We start from the raw sequence: 16,644 nt of genomic DNA, 5'->3' as shown, positions 1-16,644 counted from the left end.
AGGAATAGCCCGTGACCTCGATTTTCTGGTACGACTATGAAACCACCGGCATCAACCCGCGCAACGATCGTCCGCTCCAGGTAGCCGGGATCCGCACCGACCTTGAGCTCAATGAGGTCGGTGCGCCGATCAATCTTTATTGCCAGCCCAGCGACGATATCCTGCCTCATCCGGCAGCGTGTGCGATCACGGGTATCACGCCGGGTATCCTCGCCGAGAAGGGCCTTGCCGAAGCCGATTTCATGACCCGGGTGCACGCCGAGCTGGCCGCGCCAGGTACCTGCGGCGCCGGCTACAACACCCTGCGATTTGACGATGAAATGACGCGTTACAGCCTGTACCGCAATTTTTTCGACCCGTATGCGCGCGAGTGGCAGGGCGGCAACAGTCGCTGGGACTTGATCGATGTCATGCGCACTGCCTACGCCCTGCGGCCGGAGGGCATCAACTGGCCCGAGCAGGACGGGCGTGTGACCCTCAAGCTTGAACGCTTGACCGAGGCCAACGGCATCGACCATGGCCAGGCCCATGACGCGTTGTCGGATGTGCGTGCAACCATCGCCCTGGCGCGGTTGGTCCGGGAGAAACAACCGAAGTTGTATGAGTGGTTGTTTCAACTGCGCAGCAAACAGCGGGTCATGGATCAGGTGCGGTTGCTGCAACCGATGGTGCATATCTCGGGGCGTTTTTCTGCCGAGCGCCATTACCTGGGCGTGGTCTTGCCCCTGGCCTGGCACCCGCGCAATCGCAATGCCTTGATCGTCTGTGACCTGGGGCTCGATCCACAAGGGCTGTTGGACCTGGATGCGGCGACCCTGCGCCAGCGTCTTTACACGCGCCGCGATGAGTTGGCCGAAGGTGAGCTGCCGGTTCCGCTCAAATTGCTGCATATCAACCGATGCCCAGTGGTCGCGCCGTTGAAAGTGCTGCGCCCGCAAGACCTGGAGCGCCTGCAATTGGATAAGGAGGCGTGCCTCGCGCGGGCGCTGCGGCTAACTGACGCACAGGAAGTTTGGCGGGACAAGTTAGCGGCCATTTATGCCGAGGAAGACTTTGCGTCGAACGCGGACCCGGAGCAGCAGCTCTACGATGGTTTTATTGGCGACCGTGACCGCCGTTTATGTGAGCAAGTTCGCATGGCAGAGCCCGCGCAATTAGCCCATCAGCAGTGGCCGTTCGACGATCATCGTTTGCCGGAATTATTATTTCGCTATCGGGCACGTAACTTTCCTGAAACCTTGAACAATGAGGAGCAGCAACGCTGGAAACTTTTCTGTCAGCAACGTTTGTCGGATGCGCAGTGGGGGGCACCGAATACCCTGTTGGCATTTAAGCAGGCGCATGAGGAGTTGGCGGTTAGTGCTACATCGTTTCAGTGCCAGGTACTGGCGCAATGGCAGGACTATGTGGACTCTTTAGCAGTGCGCCTGAATCTGTAGGCGCATAACTACAGAATATTCAGACAATAAAAAACGCCAGCAAGCTGGCGTTTTTTATGTGTGACGTATCGGGTGCACGTCCGACCGGGCTTAGCCCAGCAGGGTTGCCCAACCTTCAACTACGTCACCGCCCCACTTGGCTTTCCACTCTTTCAGCGTTTTGTGGTTGCCACCTTTGGTTTCAATCACTTCGCCGTTGTGCGGGTTTTTGTACTGCTTGACCTTGCGAGCACGCTTGGTGCCGGTAGTTTTCACAGCGCCACGCGGTGCTTTAACTTTCGACTCTGGATCCAGCAGCGCGATGATGTCACGCAGGGATTTGGAGTATTCACCCATCAGGGTGCGCAATTTGCCTTCGAATTCCAGCTCGGTTTTCAGCTTGTCGTCTTCGGACAGGTTCTTCAAACGGGCTTGCAGCTCTTTGATAGCTTCTTCGGTGGCGCGGTATTCGTTGATCAGTGACATGTGGACTACCTTATGTAGAACGCTGATTGACAGGGTGAGTGGGCTAATAATAGTCAGGCAATTTCATCAAGTAAACATTTAAGACGTTATTCAGGTGAATGACATTGAATGTGTGTGAGAAAACCTGGCCGATGAGTTAATTAGTAAGCGTTATGCGCAAAGATAATCGCGTTAATTTTTTGCTACTGGCCTGAGCATGCCGTTGTACCGTCATATAGCGGTGGTAAAACCTTACACGATTAAGGGGTGTTACCACGGCGAGGGCTCAAGATTAGGTGCAAGGGAATACTGCAGTTTTTCTGCGTAATCGCTAGAATAGCGGCCTTTGTGAAGTTCTGGAGTTTCCCCCTAATGCGCACTTTTCGGCTGGTGATTGCTTGCCCGGACCGGGTTGGCATCGTTGCCAAGGTCAGTAACTTTCTGGCTTCCCATAATGGCTGGATCACCGAGGCGAGCCATCACTCGGACGATCTCAGCGGTTGGTTTTTCATGCGTCACGAAATCCGTGCCGATACGCTGCCCTTTGGCCTGGAGGCTTTCCGCGAGGCGTTTGCGCCGATTGCCGAAGAGTTTTCGATGACCTGGCACATCACCGACACCGAGCAGAAGAAACGCGTGGTGCTGATGGCCAGCCGCGAATCCCACTGCCTGGCAGACCTGCTGCACCGCTGGCACAGCGACGAACTTGATTGCGAGATTGCTTGCGTGATCTCCAACCACGACGACCTGCGCAGCATGGTCGAATGGCATGGCATCCCTTATTACCATGTGCCGGTCAACCCACAGGACAAGGAGCCGGCATTCGCCGAAGTGTCGCGCCTGGTCAAGCAGCACGACGCGGATGTGGTGGTGCTGGCGCGCTACATGCAGATCCTGCCACCGGAGCTGTGCCGCGAATACGCTGGCAAAGTGATCAACATCCACCACAGCTTCTTGCCGTCGTTTGTCGGCGCCAAGCCGTATCACCAGGCTTCCCTGCGTGGCGTGAAGTTGATTGGTGCAACCTGCCACTACGTGACCGAAGAGCTGGACGCCGGCCCGATCATCGAGCAGGACGTGGTGCGCGTCAGCCACAGCGACAGTATTGAAGACATGGTGCGCTTCGGCCGTGATGTCGAGAAGATGGTGTTGGCCCGTGGCTTGCGCTACCACCTGGAAGATCGCGTGCTGGTGCACGGCAACAAGACCGTGGTCTTCTGATCAAACGGTTTTGATTGAAAGACGCAGGGGCCTGGAGGTAAAACTCTCCAGGCCCTTTTTTATTTCTGTTTCAGGAGATTCCCATGAGCGACCCGCTCGATAAAGCCACCTCACGGGCGCCTGCTACCTTGGGCGAGGGCTGTTTGAGTCGTTACGACCCGGACGCGCTGGATGCCGAGGATGGTACTGACTTTCCAGGCGCGGCGCGTTTATGGGAGCAGACACAGGCGCAGGACGAGCCGCCTGCCGCCCCTGAAAAAGACGCTTGAGCAGCGGTTTGCCGACCATCAATAGAAATACAGGCGCACCGGCCAGCAAATAAAAGTAGTAGGTCACTGCGCGCCAGATCAGAATCGCCGCCGCCGCTGTGGATGTGCCCACCATGGGCGCCAGCAGTGCCGCGGACGTCAATTCCGCAGCGCCGGCCCCGCCTGGCGCCAGGCTGAACTGCCCGGCAGTCAGCGACAGCATCTGGATCAGAAAGCTCCACGCCCACTGCACCTCACCGCCCAACCCGCGCAGCGCCAGGTACAGCACGCTGTAACGCAGCAGCCAATGCAGGCTGGTCAGCGCAAAGACCCCAAGCAAGGTGCTCCGGGGAAGTTTCAGGGTGGCGCTGAACGCCGCAAGAAAACGCAGCAACCGGCGTGCCCAGCGTCGGCGGGTGGTAGCGCCGACCTTCATGGCCTTGAGTGCCAAACCCGCCAGGCGAATCAGCCGTCGGTGAAAATGCACCACGGCCCAGCCACTGATCACCCCACCCACCATCGACACGGCGCTGAGCCCCAGCAACCACTCCATACGCGGGCTGAGGCTATGAAACAGCGCATACAGCAGGATCCCCACCAGTGCGCAGAGAAAAAACACCAAGTCGCTCAATTGGTCCATGGCGAACACCGCACTGCCGTGGGCAGGGCGCACGCCGTTACGTGCCAGCAGCGCCATCAGGGTCAACGGCCCGCCGCTGCCGCCGGGTGTGGCGCACATGGCGAACTCGCTGGATATCACCACGCCAAGGCTTTTAAGCGGCCCTAACTGTGCGCGATGTTCGCCAAGCAACAGGCGGATACGCAGGCTGTTGATCAGCCAGCAGCCGATGATCATGGCGAACATCCCCAGCAACTGGGGCAACGGAAACTGGCGCAGGCGCGCAATGCTTTCGCCGCCGCCCAGCCACACCGGAATGGCCAGTGCCGCCAGGAGGGCCACCACCAGCCAGATCAGCCGCCCCATGGCTGCGTCGCCAGCCAGGCGGCCTTGGTTTGGGGGACGCTTCCTGCGTTGAGCAGGCGTTGCAGGGTGTGCAGCCAATAATCGCGGGAAAATCTGTGGCGCATGTCCACCGGGTGTAATCCGAGTCGGATCAGCGGGGCCGTCTGCCAGCGTTGTTCACGGCGGTCGCTGAGGATTTTGGACAGCCCACGGCGCCAGGCACTGCGGGCACTCCACACCAGGCCGGGAGCGTCGATGGGCGTGAAGTCAGGCAAGCGATAAAGATGTTGCGGGTCGCTGGTGTAGCTCAGCGGCAACTGGCGCAATGCCTGTCGGGTGCCGTCGCTCATCAACCAGGCGGGCGCGACAAAGCCATGCAGCGGCCAACCATTGCGCTGGAACACCTCAATGCCGGCGGTCAGCCGCCGCAACGCCTCGGCCTCAGACAACTGGTAAAACTCGCCTTCGTGGGTATAGATGCGTCGCATAAACCATTCTTTTGGCGTACGCGGCCGAGGTTGGTCGTCGCAATGGTAATAACCATGCAAGGTGAGCTCATCGCCCTTGGCGACACGGCTATCGAGCAGGCGCCGAAAATCGCGGTGGGCGGCCAGGTCGTCATGGTGGTGGAAGTCCGGCACTACCAGCCAAGTAATGGGCACGTTGCCCAATGCATCGACGGCCTCGACGAAGGGCCGGTAGTCGGCCCAGGTGTGCGGTGCCACGTCGTGCAGGACCAGCATCAGCGCGCGCTCAGCCATGGGCGAGCATCGGTTCATGGCTGCCCAGCACGGCGTAGTAATGCCCCAGCAAGCTGTCGACCACGGTGTCCCACGCATAATACTGCTCGACGTGGCGCCGAGCCTGAGCACCCAAGCGTCGGCTGTCGGTACTGAACAGCTCGCGCACCGCATCGGCCATGGCCTTGGGGTTGTTTGGCGCGCACAGCAGGCCACAACGCTCGTCGACAATCTCGGTAAAGGCTCCGGCCGCCACGGCGACCACCGGAATACCGCAGGCCATGGCTTCCAGGATCACCAGGCCGAAGGTCTCCTGGTCGCCACCGTGCAGCAAGGCATCGGCGCTGGCCATCAGGCGCGCAACATGCTGGGCAGGGCGGAATCCATCAATGACGGTGACATTGTCCGGCACGCTGGCCGGCATGCCAGAGCCCACCAACAGCAAGTGGTAGCCTTCCCCCAGGCGCTTCATGCAGTTGAGCAGCACCGGCAGGTTTTTCTCCTTGGAGCCGCGCCCGGCGAAGATCAGTAGCCGAGTGTCTTCGCCAATCCCCAGTTCGGCGCGCAGGCCGGGGTCGCGTACCTCAGGGGTGAAGGTTTGCAGGTCTACCCCCAGGGGTTGCACGAAGACATTTCTGACGCCAAGCCCGGTGAGCTTGTCGGCCATAACCTGGCTGGGGGCGAGCACCCGATCAAAATTCCCATAGAGTTTGCGCACATAGGCTTCAACATTGGGGGTAAACCAAGGCCCCATGCGGTTGCTCACCAGCAGTGGCAGGTCGGAGTGGTAAAAGCCGATGACCGGCACATCCAACTGGCGCCGGGCGTCCAGGGCGGCCCAGGCCGTCAGGTAAGGGTCGCCAACTTCGATCAGATCGGGCTGTAAATCGTGCAGGACGTTTCGCCAGGGCGCCAAACGAACGGGGAAGCGATAGCCTTTGCCAAAGGGCAGGGCGGGCGCCGGTACTTTGAAGATGCCGTCCTGCTCGCTCAAGTGTGCGCCGGGGATCAACAGGCTGTGGCGAATGCCCGGCTTGAGCGCCAGACGCCGGTGCTTGGCGTCAAGGTAAGTGCGTACGCCACCGCTGGCTGGGGCGTAGAACATGGTTATGTCAGCGATATGCACGATGAACATCCCTCCGATCCATTGCTCTCCCTAGATGGACCTGAGGTAAGGATAGATGTTCGGTTTAGATTCGCAGCATAACGGTGGCGGAAGCGGACAAACCTACGCTGTAGGAGCGAGCTTGCTCGCGAAAAACTCACAGACGCCGCGTTTCTTCAGGCAGCCCGCGTTATCGTTGACGTTTTTCGCGAGCAAGCTCGCTCCTACGGGTGAATTTCAAATCCGGAAGCTGCCCACCAATTGCTTCAAGCGCGAGGCCTGTTGTTCCAGGTCCGAGCAGGCGCGCAGGGTCGATTGCAGGTTTTCCACCCCTTCCTGGTTGAGGGTGTTGATCTCGGTGATGTCCATATTGATCGACTCCACCACCGAGGTCTGTTCTTCAGTGGCGGTGGCGACCGACTGGTTCATGCCGTCGATCTCGCCAATGCGCTGGGTCACGCTGTTCAAGCGCTCGCCGGCCAGGTTGGCGATTTCCACGCTGTCCAGGCTGTGGCGTTGGCTTTCGCTCATGGTGGTCACCGAGTCCCGGGCGCCCACCTGTAGCTCTTCGATCATCGTTTGCACCTGTTGGGCCGACTCTTGAGTGCGATGGGCCAGGTTGCGCACTTCATCGGCTACCACCGCAAAGCCACGCCCGGCTTCCCCGGCGCGCGCCGCTTCGATCGCCGCGTTGAGCGCCAGCAGGTTGGTTTGCTGGGAAATGCTGGTGATCACCTCAAGGATTTGGCCGATATTCACCGTTTTGCTGTTAAGTGCTTCGATATTGGTGCTTGAGGTGCTGATCATGCTAGATAACTGCGTCATCGCCTTGATATTGCGTTCCACCACCTGCTGGCCGTCTTCGGCCAGGTGCCGTGCATCGCTGGCCTGACTGGAGGCTTGGGCGGCGTTGCGTGCGATCTCCTGGGCCGCAGCGCCCAGTTGGTTGATGGCGGCGGCGACGCTGTTGGTGCGGTTGGCCTGCTCATCCGAGTTGACCATCGACGAGTTGGAGGCGCTGACCACCCGCAGGGCCACTTCATTGACGTGCTCGGTGGCGGAAGACACTTCGCGAATCGAGGTGTGAATACGCTCCACGAAGCGGTTGAACGCATTGCCCAGGGTGCCGAACTCATCATTGTTCTGGATGGTCAAGCGGCGGGTCAGGTCGCCTTCACCGTCGGCAATGTCCTGCATGGCCCGGGTCATCAGGTGCAAAGGTTGCAGCAACACACGGATGAGCATGCCAAGCAGGGCGATGATGATCACCACCGCGATGATCGTGGCGATCACCGCCGAGGTGCGAAACTCACTGAGCATGGCGAAAGACTTGTCTTTATCCACCGAAACGCCCAGGTACCAGTTCACCGAGGGCAGGCCCTTGATCGGTGTGAACGTCACGATACTGGTCTTGCCGTTGGCTTGCACTTCGCTGAAGTCGCCGCTGATCTTCGGCGTGTCCTTTGGATACACATCCGCCAGGGTTTTCATGACCAGGGCTTTATCGGGGTGCACCAGCACTTTGCCGTCGGCGCTGACCAGGAACGCATAGCCCATGCCGCCAAAATCCAGCGCGCCGATGTTATCCACCAGGGTTTGCAGGCTCAGGTCGCCGCCGACCACGCCGATGCTCTGGCCACCCTTGGCGCTGGGCGTGGCGACAGAGATGATCAGTTGCCCGGTCGCCGCGTCGATATAGGGCTCGGTCAGGGTCGAGCCGTTACTGGCCTGGGCGCCTTTGTACCAGGGGCGAACGCGCGGGTCGAAACCGTCGGGCATCTTGGTGTCGGGGCGGATGGTGAACGCGCCCTGGCTGTCACCGACGTAGGTGGCCATGAATGACGAGGTCAGCGCTTTCTGTTCCAGCAGGTTGGCGACCACGCTTTGTTCAGGGTTGATAGCGATGTTCTGTGCGGCGTTTTCCACCAGGGCGATACGCCCGGTGAGCCAGGTCTGGATGTTGCTGGCGGTGACGTCGCCCATCTCATGCAGGTAGTTATTGAGGTCGTCACGAATCGCGTTGCGCTGCAGGTAGTCGTTGTAGAGGGTAAACAACGCAAAGGCGGCGATGACGATAAGGGAGGCTGCAAGCAGGATCTTGTGGCTGAAGCGCAGATTTTTGTTCATGGCTTGAAGGGTCCGCTAAGGTCTTAATATCCGAGGCGCATCCTATGCGGGAGGCGCAAAATGGCAGCGTCAAAAAAGGTGTGGTATTTCTGGTGATAGCTCCGTTGGTCCGTATCGGAATTATCTGACCGTTTTTTAGTCTTTGTCGGGCTTACATCCGTCTATATCGACCTCGCGGCACTAAAGATTAACCATAGGTGACGAAATGCCTGACTCCACACAACTGCTTATCGGTGCCGGCCTTGACGGCCAGCCCATCGCCCAGTCCATGCGCCTGGCCAACCGTCATGGCTTGATCGCTGGCGCCACGGGCACCGGCAAGACCGTCACCTTGCAGCGCCTGGCGGAAGCCTTCAGTGATGCGGGCGTGGCGGTGTTTGCTGCCGACATCAAGGGCGACCTCTGCGGCCTGGGCGCCGCCGCCAACCCCCAGGGCAAAGTGGCCGAGCGCATCGCCGGTATGCCCTTCCTTAATTACACGGCCCAGGCGTACCCGGTCACCCTGTGGGATATCCACGGCCAATCCGGTCATCCGTTGCGCACCACTATCAGTGAAATGGGCCCGCTGTTGCTCGGCAGCCTGTTGGAACTCACCGACAGCCAGCAATCGGCGCTCTATGCGGCGTTCAAAGTGGCCGACCGCGAAGGCCTGTTGCTGCTGGACCTCAAGGACCTCAAGGCACTGCTCAATCACCTGCGCTATCACCCGGAACTGCTGGGCGAAGACGCCGCCTTGATGACCACCGGTTCCAGCCAGGCCTTGTTACGGCGCCTGGCGGTGCTGGAACAGCAGGGCGCCGAAGCCTTGTTTGGCGAACCGGCCCTGCAACTGGAAGACATTTTGCAGCCCGCCAGCGATGGACGTGGGCGCATCCACCTGCTGGACGCCAGCCGCTTGGTGCATGAGGCGCCGAAGGTCTACGCGACTTTCCTGTTGTGGCTGCTGGCAGAGTTGTTCGAACAATTGCCGGAACGCGGCGATGCCGACAAACCGTTGCTGGCGTTGTTTTTCGATGAGGCGCATTTGTTGTTCGCCGATACGCCAAAAGCCTTGCAGGAGCGTCTGGAGCAGGTGGTGCGCCTGATCCGTTCCAAAGGCGTCGGTGTGTATTTCGTCACCCAATCGCCGGGCGACCTGCCGGATACGGTGCTGGCGCAACTGGGCCTGCGCATCCAGCACGGTTTGCGCGCGTTCACCGCCAAAGAACAGAAATCGCTGCGGGCAGTGGCGGACGGTTTCCGGCCCAACCCGACATTCGATACCTTGTCGGTGCTTACAGAGTTGGGCACCGGTGAGGCATTGGTGGGAACCTTGCAGGAAAAGGGCACGCCGGAAGTCGTCCAGCGCGTATTGGTTGCCCCCCCGCAATCGCGGATCGGGCCGCTCACCGAAGCCGAACGCAAAGCGTTGGTCGCCAGTTCGCCGCTGTTGGGGCGCTATGATAAGCCGGTGGATCGTGAGTCTGCCTATGAAGTGCTGATGGCGCGCAAGGAGCTTGGCCCTGCCGAGCAGGCCGCGCCGGCCGCCGAAGAGCCAAGCTTCACCGACAAGGCGGGTGCCTTCCTGGGGACCACGGCGGGCAAGGCGTTGAAATCAGCCATGCAGCAGGCCGCCAATCAGATGGGGCGCCAGTTGGTGCGGGGGCTGCTGGGTTCGTTATTGGGCGGCAGCAAACGCAAGTAGCGCTTCAGGCTTTGGGCCGGGCATGGGCGGCCAGCCGTTCCAGGGCGGCGCGCAAGCCCGGGTCGTTGATCCCTTCGGCGGTGGCCTGAAGGGTTTCGGCGGCCGTTTCCGACAGGTCCATGGTATGCCCCACCGCGCCTTGCGGCACGGTGGGTGGCTGTACCTTGAACTGAATGCGCGTCAAACCGGCGAACTCTTCAAACACCATCAGCTGGCGCTGCAAGCGTTTTTGCTGATAGCGCAAGCGCGTGGCCCAATGACCATCGGTGACGATCAATAGCAGATTGCCTTCACGCCAGGACGCCACATGACAGTGCTCACGTGCGGCCGGTTGCAGCTGGCTTTCAAGCAGGCGTTGCAAATGGCCCAGGCGCTTGGCATGGCCAAAGATGGCTTTCAACGGCTTGGCTTCGCGAAGCAACACGCCGGGAGCGCGGGCTGTAAGAGGGCGAAATGCCATGTTTAGACACCTTAGGTAACAGAGCGGCTATCTTAGCAGAAAGCGCCTGCACACCCCGAGGCTCTGCGTCGACTGGGCTTTGCCCATGAAATCAATAAGTAACTTCTGCACTCCATGGGTTGAAGTTCGCGCAAAAGCCCTTATTTTAAACAAGCCCTCTCACAGCGCCGTGCCTGCCTCGGGGAACAACGCCACTTTCCTCACCCACGATTCCGGGTAGAATGCGCGTTCGCAATGCGGCCGTGAGGGCTGCTCGGGCCACTCACGGTGCGCCCTCCATCCCTATGTGTGGAAGAACCTGCCGATATGTTTGCGCCTTTGTTAAAGAAACTTTTTGGAAGCAAGAATGAGCGCGAAGTCAAACGCATGCTCAAGACGGTGCAGCTGGTCAATGCCTTCGAAGAGCAGATGGTTGCTCTGTCGGACGAGCAATTGCGCGCCAAGACCCAAGAGTTCAAGGCCCGCATAGCCAAAGGTGAAACCCTCGACAAGCTGCTGCCCGAAGCCTTCGCGGTCGCCCGTGAAGCCGGTAAGCGCGTCATGGGCATGCGCCACTTCGACGTCCAGTTGATCGGCGGCATGACCTTGCATGAAGGCATGATTGCCGAAATGCGCACCGGTGAAGGCAAGACCCTGGTGGCAACCCTGGGCGTCTACCTCAACGCACTGTCCGGCAAGGGCGTGCACGTTGTGACGGTGAACGACTACCTGGCTCGCCGGGACGCCAACTGGATGCGCCCGTTGTATGAATTCCTCGGCCTGACCGTCGGCGTGGTAACGCCGTTCCAGCCGCCGGAAGAGAAGCGCGCCGCGTACGCCTGCGACATCACCTACGGCACCAACAACGAATTCGGTTTCGACTACCTGCGCGACAACATGGCGTTCAGCATGGATGAAAAATTCCAGCGTGAACTCAACTTTGCCGTGATCGACGAAGTCGACTCCATCCTCATCGACGAAGCCCGTACCCCGCTGATCATCTCCGGCCAGGCCGAAGACAGCTCGCGCCTGTACACCGAGATCAACAAGTTGATCCCGCGGCTGGAGCAGCACATCGAGGAAGTGGAAGGCGTGGTGACCAAAGAAGGTCACTTCACCATCGACGAGAAGACCCGCCAGGTCGAGCTCAACGAGGCCGGTCACCAGTTTGTCGAAGAAATGCTCACCCAGATCGGCGAGCTGGCCGAAGGTGAAAGCCTGTACTCGGCGCACAACCTGGGCCTGTTGACCCACGTGTATGCCGGCCTGCGCGCCCACAAGCTGTTCCACCGCAACGTCGAATACATCGTGCAGGAAGGCCAGGTGGTACTGGTCGACGAGCACACCGGTCGTACCATGCCCGGTCGTCGCCTGTCCGAAGGCCTGCACCAGGCCATCGAAGCCAAGGAACACCTCAACATCCAGGCCGAAAGCCAGACGTTGGCGTCCACCACCTTCCAGAACTACTTCCGTCTGTACAACAAGCTGTCCGGCATGACCGGTACGGCCGACACCGAAGCGTTCGAATTCCACCAGATCTACAACCTGGCCGTGATGGTCATTCCGCCGAACAAACCGTTGGCGCGTAAAGACTACAACGACCTGGTGTTCCTGACCGCCGAAGAGAAATACGCGGCGATCATCAATGACATCAAGGACGGCATGGCCAAGGGCCGCCCGATCCTGGTGGGTACCGCCACCATCGAGACTTCCGAGCACGTGTCCAACCTGCTCAACAAGGAAGGTATCGAGCACAAGGTACTGAACGCCAAGTTCCACGAAAAAGAAGCCGAGATCATCGCCCAGGCCGGTCGCCCAGGCGCACTGACCATCGCCACCAACATGGCTGGTCGTGGTACCGACATCCTGTTGGGCGGCAACTGGGAAGTGGAAGTGGCCTCGCTCGACAACCCGACGCCTGAGCAGATCGCCCAGATCAAGGCCGACTGGCAGAAGCGTCACCAGGCCGTGCTGGAATCCGGTGGCTTGCAGGTGATCGCGTCCGAGCGTCACGAATCGCGTCGTATCGACAACCAGCTGCGTGGCCGTGCCGGCCGCCAGGGTGACGCCGGTTCCAGCCGTTTCTACCTGTCGCTGGAAGACAGCCTGATGCGTATCTTCGCGTCGGACCGGGTGAAGAACTTCATGAAAGCCCTGGGCATGCAGTCCGGTGAAGCGATCGAGCACCGCATGGTGACCAACGCCATCGAGAAGGCCCAGCGCAAAGTAGAAGGCCGTAACTTCGACATTCGTAAGCAACTGCTCGAGTTCGACGACGTCAACAACGAACAGCGTAAAGTGATCTATCACATGCGTAACACGTTGCTGGCCGCCGACAACATTGGCGAGACCATCGCTGATTTCCGTCAGGACGTGCTCAACGCCACAGTCAGCGCTCATATCCCGCCACAATCGCTGCCTGAGCAGTGGGATGTTGCCGGCCTGGAAGCGGCATTGAAGAGCGACTTCGGTGTGGACTTGCCGGTTCAGCAATGGCTGGACGAAGACGACCACCTGTACGAAGAAACCCTGCGCGAAAAACTGATGGCCGAGCTGCTGGCCGCGTACAACGAGAAAGAAGAGCAGGCGAGTGCCGAAGCACTGCGCACCTTCGAGAAACAGATCGTACTGCGCGTGCTGGATGACCTGTGGAAAGACCACCTGTCGACCATGGACCACCTGCGCCACGGTATCCACCTGCGTGGCTACGCCCAGAAGAACCCGAAGCAGGAGTACAAGCGCGAGTCGTTCACTCTGTTCTCCGAATTGCTGGATTCGATCAAGCGCGATTCGATCCGCGTGCTGTCCCACGTTCAGGTGCGTCGCGAAGACCCGATCGAGGAAGAAGCACGCCTGCGTCAGGAAGCCGAGGCCCTGGCGGCGCGCATGCAGTTCCAGCACGACGAAGCGCCGGGCCTGGATGAGCCTGAAGCCTTGGGTGAAGAGGTCGATGTGGCCCTGGCCCAGACCCCGGTTCGCAATGACCAGAAGCTGGGTCGCAACGAGCTGTGCTACTGCGGTTCGGGCAAGAAATTCAAACACTGCCACGGCCAGATCGAATAAGATTTTCGCCTGACGCTGCAACACCCCGCGCCGCGACCGGCCTTTGCCGTCGCGGCGTTTTGCCATTAATTCCCACCGTCGATAGCGACGGCACAGACATCACCTATTTTTAAGGAGCGCATTCATGGCTGTTGGTCTTGGTCCTTTGCCCACGTTGCACCCGGTTGCCGGTTTTGAACTCGGTATCGCTTCGGCCGGCATCAAGCGCCCGGGGCGCAAGGATGTGGTGGTGATGCGCTGTGCTGAAGGCTCGACCGTAGCGGGCGTGTTCACCCTCAACGCCTTCTGCGCCGCACCGGTGATTCTGGCCAAGCAGCGCGTGGCCGGTTCGATCCGCTACCTGCTGACCAATACCGGCAATGCCAACGCCGGCACCGGCGAGCCGGGCCTGGTCGCGGCGGCGCGCACCTGCGCCAAGCTGGCCCAGTTGACCGGTGTCGATGCCAGCCAGGTGCTGCCGTACTCCACCGGTGTGATCGGTGAACCGCTGCCGGTGGAAAAAATCGAAGGCGCCCTGCAAGCCGCGCTCGATGACCTGTCTGTGGATAACTGGGCGGCTGCCGCTACCGGCATCATGACCACCGACACCTTGCCAAAAGGCGCCAGCCGCCAGTTCGTGCATGAAGGCGTGACCATCACCGTCACCGGTATCAGCAAGGGCGCAGGCATGATTCGCCCGAACATGGCCACCATGCTCGGCTATATTGCCACCGACGCCAAAGTCTCCCGCGATGTGCTGCAACGCCTGATGCTCGACGGCGCCAACAAGTCGTTCAACCGCATCACCATCGACGGTGACACCTCCACCAACGACTGCTGCATGCTGATCGCCACCGGCCAGGCCAACCTGCCAGAAATCACCTCTACCGAAGGCCCGTTGTTTGCGGCGTTGAAGCAGGCGGTGTTCGAAGTGTGCATGGACGTGGCCCAGGCCATCGTGCGGGACGGCGAGGGCGCGACCAAGTTCGTCACGGTTGAAGTCAACGGCGGCGGCAACCACCAGGAATGCCTGGATGTGGGCTACACCGTGGCGCACTCGCCGCTGATCAAGACCGCGCTGTTTGCATCGGACCCGAACTGGGGCCGTATCCTCGCGGCTGTCGGCCGTGCTGGCGTGCCGGACCTGGACGTGAGCAAGATCGACGTGTTCCTGGGTGACGTGTGCATCGCCAGCCGTGGCGCCCGCGCCGAAACCTACACCGAAGCCCAGGGCTCGGCGGTGATGCAGCAGGAAGAAATCACCATCCGTATCGAGCTGGGTCGCGGCGAGTGCAGCGAAACCATCTGGACCACCGACCTGTCCCACGAGTACGTGAAGATCAACGCGGAATACCGTACCTGAAAATGACCCTCCCCCTGTAGGAGCGAGCTTGCTCGCGAAAAACTCAAGGCCACCGCGTTTATCCAGGATGCACGCGTTATCGTTGACGTTCTTCGCGAGCAAGCTCGCTCCTACAAAGGGCTATAACGAGAGGAAGCAGTGGCGTGAAACGAGTGCATGTAGCAGCAGCGGTGATCCGCGGTGTCGATGGCAGGATCCTGCTGGCGCGCCGTGCCGATACTCAGCATCAAGGCGGCCTCTGGGAGTTTCCCGGCGGCAAGGTGGAGGCTGATGAGTCGGTTGCCACGGCCTTGTCCCGTGAATTGCAGGAAGAGCTGGGCATCCAGGTCACCACGGCGCGGCCGCTGATCAAGGTGCAACATGACTATCCGGACAAACAGGTATTGCTGGATGTCTGGGAAGTCTCGGCCTTTACTGGCGAGCCCCATGGCGCTGAAGGGCAGCCGCTGGAATGGGTGGCACCGCGGGACTTGGTCAACTATGAATTCCCGGCGGCGAATGCCCCGATTGTCGCAGCGGCACGCTTGCCCGCCGAGTACCTGATCACCCCTGGCGAGCTGGAAACCCCGACGTTGTTGCGCGGTATCCAGAAGGCTATCGCCGGTGGCATCAAGCTGGTTCAACTGCGTGCCCCCAACGGCTATGACCCCAAATACCGCGACCTGGCGGTGGATGCGGTGGGCCTGTGTGCCGGCAAGGCACAACTGATGCTCAAGGGGCCGTTCGAGTGGCTGGGGGATTTTCCCGCTGCCGGCTGGCACATGACCTCGGCGCAGTTGCGCAAATACGCCAGCAAGGGCCGCCCGCTGCCCAAAGACCGTTGGCTGGCTGCCTCGTGCCATAACGCTGAAGAGCTGGCGCTGGCAGAAATGATGGACGTGGATTTTGTCACCCTGTCGCCGGTGCAGCCCACCCAGACTCATCCGGATGCCCAGCCGTTGGGTTGGGAGCAGGCGCAGCAGTTGATCGCCGGGTTCAGCAAGCCGGTGTTTCTGTTGGGCGGGGTTGGGCCGGCGCAGCGGGAGCAGGCGTGGGAGGCTGGTGCGCAAGGTGTGGCAGGTATTCGGGCGTTTTGGCCGCAGGTGTGATGCAGCGCTGATGGGCCCTATCGGGATGTAGGAGCGAGCTTGCTCGCGAAAAGCGTCAACGATAACGCGGGCTTTTTGAATAGACGTGGCGCCTGCGAGTTTTTCGCGAGCAAGCTCGCTCCTACACCTCGATGAGGCCCTCCCAGCCACCTGATAAATATCAGTGTGGCTTGGCCGCCGCCTGCCACAACACTTCCGCAACACCTTGGCGCTTGGCAATCACCCTGGCCGCCACAAACAGCAAATCCGACAACCGATTGATATACGCCAACCCCACACCCTCCAACGGCTCCACCGCATTCAGGTGCTGACAGCGGCGCTCTGCGCTTCGCGCCAGGCTGCGACACACATGGGCCTGGGCTATCAAGGCTGAGCCGCCGGGCAGAATGAAGTTCTCCAGCGGTCCAACCTCTTCATTCCACCGATCAATCGCTGCTTCCAGCCGATCCACTTCCGCCGCATTCAGCGCCTTGTACACCGGCATCGCCAGTTCACCGCCCAAGTCAAACAGACGGTGCTGGCAAGGTGTGAGCACTTCAATCACATCCTTCAACCCCGGGTGCTTGCCGCTTTGTTCTTCAAGGTTGGCCAGCAGCAGGCCCAACTGGCTGTTCAGCGTATCCACCTCGCCAATCGCTTCCACGCGTGGATGGTCCTTGGGCACGCGACGGCCGTCGCCGAGGCCGGTCTCGCCTTTGTCGCCGGTACGGGTGTAGATCTTCGACAGGCGAAAGCCCATG

The 16,644-nt window shown here is 60.4% G+C and carries 13 protein-coding genes and 1 pseudogene; 6 read left to right on the top strand and 8 right to left on the bottom strand.

From position 1 onward, the window contains the following. Window positions 1-11: 11 nt before the first annotated feature. Window positions 12-1,439 (top strand): exodeoxyribonuclease I, encoded by a 1,428-nt coding sequence (gene sbcB, locus HU731_RS09930; protein ID WP_186609423.1) that lies wholly within the window; start codon window positions 12-14, stop codon window positions 1,437-1,439. A gap of 90 nt (window positions 1,440-1,529) precedes the next feature. Here sbcB and mvaT read toward each other — a convergent pair whose 3' ends face one another. Next, entirely contained in the window at window positions 1,530-1,904 is a 375-nt protein-coding gene (mvaT, locus tag HU731_RS09925) for a histone-like nucleoid-structuring protein MvaT (RefSeq protein WP_019821235.1), read from the bottom strand. 351 nt (window positions 1,905-2,255) lie between these two features. Between mvaT and purU the strand changes: the two genes are divergently transcribed. After that, the gene (purU, locus tag HU731_RS09920; RefSeq protein WP_019821236.1) at window positions 2,256-3,104 is read left to right on the top strand and encodes a formyltetrahydrofolate deformylase; all 849 of its coding nucleotides are present in this window, start codon (window positions 2,256-2,258) and stop codon (window positions 3,102-3,104) included. A 123-nt stretch (window positions 3,105-3,227) separates the two neighbouring features. Here purU and gpgF read toward each other — a convergent pair whose 3' ends face one another. From gpgF to HU731_RS28920, 5 genes and pseudogenes are all read right to left on the bottom strand, one after another. Continuing rightward, window positions 3,228-4,337 (bottom strand): glucosaminyl phosphatidylglycerol flippase, encoded by a 1,110-nt coding sequence (gene gpgF / locus HU731_RS09915; RefSeq protein ID WP_186609425.1) that lies wholly within the window; start codon window positions 4,335-4,337, stop codon window positions 3,228-3,230. Next, window positions 4,325-5,077, bottom strand: coding sequence for an N-acetylglucosaminyl phosphatidylglycerol deacetylase (gpgD, locus tag HU731_RS09910; RefSeq protein ID WP_186609427.1), 753 nt, complete (start codon window positions 5,075-5,077; stop codon window positions 4,325-4,327). The genes gpgF and gpgD overlap by 13 nt, the downstream gene beginning before the upstream one ends. Beyond that, window positions 5,070-6,191 carry an N-acetylglucosaminyl phosphatidylglycerol synthase gene (gpgS, locus tag HU731_RS09905; RefSeq protein ID WP_186609429.1) on the bottom strand — a complete coding sequence of 374 codons (1,122 nt, stop codon included), beginning with the start codon at window positions 6,189-6,191 and terminating at the stop codon, window positions 5,070-5,072. The genes gpgD and gpgS overlap by 8 nt, the downstream gene beginning before the upstream one ends. Before the next feature lie 207 nt (window positions 6,192-6,398). Next, window positions 6,399-7,163 (bottom strand): methyl-accepting chemotaxis protein, encoded by a 765-nt coding sequence (locus HU731_RS28925; protein ID WP_370694806.1) that lies wholly within the window; start codon window positions 7,161-7,163, stop codon window positions 6,399-6,401. Between the two features lie 141 nt (window positions 7,164-7,304). Further along, window positions 7,305-8,144, bottom strand: a pseudogene (locus HU731_RS28920) (HAMP domain-containing protein); the annotation flags it as partial. A gap of 349 nt (window positions 8,145-8,493) precedes the next feature. Here HU731_RS28920 and HU731_RS09895 point away from each other — a divergent pair. Further along, on the top strand, window positions 8,494-9,972 hold the full coding sequence (locus HU731_RS09895; RefSeq protein WP_186607875.1) for a helicase HerA-like domain-containing protein: 1,479 nt from the start codon (window positions 8,494-8,496) through the stop codon (window positions 9,970-9,972). A 4-nt stretch (window positions 9,973-9,976) separates the two neighbouring features. On the opposite strand, the gene HU731_RS09890 is transcribed toward HU731_RS09895, so the two are convergent. Then, window positions 9,977-10,432 carry a DUF721 domain-containing protein gene (locus tag HU731_RS09890; protein ID WP_073522923.1) on the bottom strand — a complete coding sequence of 152 codons (456 nt, stop codon included), beginning with the start codon at window positions 10,430-10,432 and terminating at the stop codon, window positions 9,977-9,979. Window positions 10,433-10,738: 306 nt separating this feature from the next. On the opposite strand from HU731_RS09890, the gene secA reads away from it, so the two are divergent. The 3 genes from secA (at window position 10,739) to HU731_RS09875 (ending at window position 15,904) form a co-directional block, all read left to right on the top strand. Next, window positions 10,739-13,474 (top strand): preprotein translocase subunit SecA, encoded by a 2,736-nt coding sequence (secA, locus tag HU731_RS09885; RefSeq protein WP_003193886.1) that lies wholly within the window; start codon window positions 10,739-10,741, stop codon window positions 13,472-13,474. Between the two features lie 124 nt (window positions 13,475-13,598). Then, window positions 13,599-14,816, top strand: coding sequence for a bifunctional glutamate N-acetyltransferase/amino-acid acetyltransferase ArgJ (gene argJ / locus HU731_RS09880; protein ID WP_056791131.1), 1,218 nt, complete (start codon window positions 13,599-13,601; stop codon window positions 14,814-14,816). Between the two features lie 143 nt (window positions 14,817-14,959). Then, window positions 14,960-15,904 carry a Nudix family hydrolase gene (locus tag HU731_RS09875; protein WP_186607876.1) on the top strand — a complete coding sequence of 315 codons (945 nt, stop codon included), beginning with the start codon at window positions 14,960-14,962 and terminating at the stop codon, window positions 15,902-15,904. A gap of 160 nt (window positions 15,905-16,064) precedes the next feature. Here the strand turns inward: HU731_RS09875 and HU731_RS09870 are convergent, their stop codons facing one another. Further along, window positions 16,065-16,643 (bottom strand): cob(I)yrinic acid a,c-diamide adenosyltransferase, encoded by a 579-nt coding sequence (locus HU731_RS09870; protein ID WP_014719723.1) that lies wholly within the window; start codon window positions 16,641-16,643, stop codon window positions 16,065-16,067. Between the last annotated feature and the right edge of the window lies 1 nt (window position 16,644).

It is taken from the genome of Pseudomonas salmasensis, from assembly GCF_014268375.2.
Taxonomy (GTDB): domain Bacteria; phylum Pseudomonadota; class Gammaproteobacteria; order Pseudomonadales; family Pseudomonadaceae; genus Aquipseudomonas; species Aquipseudomonas salmasensis.
This window is presented reverse-complemented; position numbering and strand designations above follow the sequence as displayed.

Excerpts from the sequence above, each read along its gene's own strand:
- purU (WP_019821236.1), top strand. The coding sequence starts at position 2,256 with ATGCGCACTTTTCGGCTGGTGATTGCTTGCCCGGACCGGGTTGGCATC.
- gpgF (WP_186609425.1), bottom strand. The coding sequence starts at position 4,337 with ATGGGGCGGCTGATCTGGCTGGTGGTGGCCCTCCTGGCGGCACTGGCC.
- HU731_RS28925 (WP_370694806.1), bottom strand. The coding sequence starts at position 7,163 with ATGGTCAACTCGGATGAGCAGGCCAACCGCACCAACAGCGTCGCCGCC.
- argJ (WP_056791131.1), top strand. The coding sequence starts at position 13,599 with ATGGCTGTTGGTCTTGGTCCTTTGCCCACGTTGCACCCGGTTGCCGGT.
- gpgD (WP_186609427.1), bottom strand. The coding sequence starts at position 5,077 with ATGGCTGAGCGCGCGCTGATGCTGGTCCTGCACGACGTGGCACCGCAC.
- HU731_RS09870 (WP_014719723.1), bottom strand. The coding sequence starts at position 16,643 with ATGGGCTTTCGCCTGTCGAAGATCTACACCCGTACCGGCGACAAAGGC.
- secA (WP_003193886.1), top strand. The coding sequence starts at position 10,739 with ATGTTTGCGCCTTTGTTAAAGAAACTTTTTGGAAGCAAGAATGAGCGC.
- mvaT (WP_019821235.1), bottom strand. The coding sequence starts at position 1,904 with ATGTCACTGATCAACGAATACCGCGCCACCGAAGAAGCTATCAAAGAG.
- gpgS (WP_186609429.1), bottom strand. The coding sequence starts at position 6,191 with ATGTTCATCGTGCATATCGCTGACATAACCATGTTCTACGCCCCAGCC.
- HU731_RS09890 (WP_073522923.1), bottom strand. The coding sequence starts at position 10,432 with ATGGCATTTCGCCCTCTTACAGCCCGCGCTCCCGGCGTGTTGCTTCGC.
- HU731_RS09895 (WP_186607875.1), top strand. The coding sequence starts at position 8,494 with ATGCCTGACTCCACACAACTGCTTATCGGTGCCGGCCTTGACGGCCAG.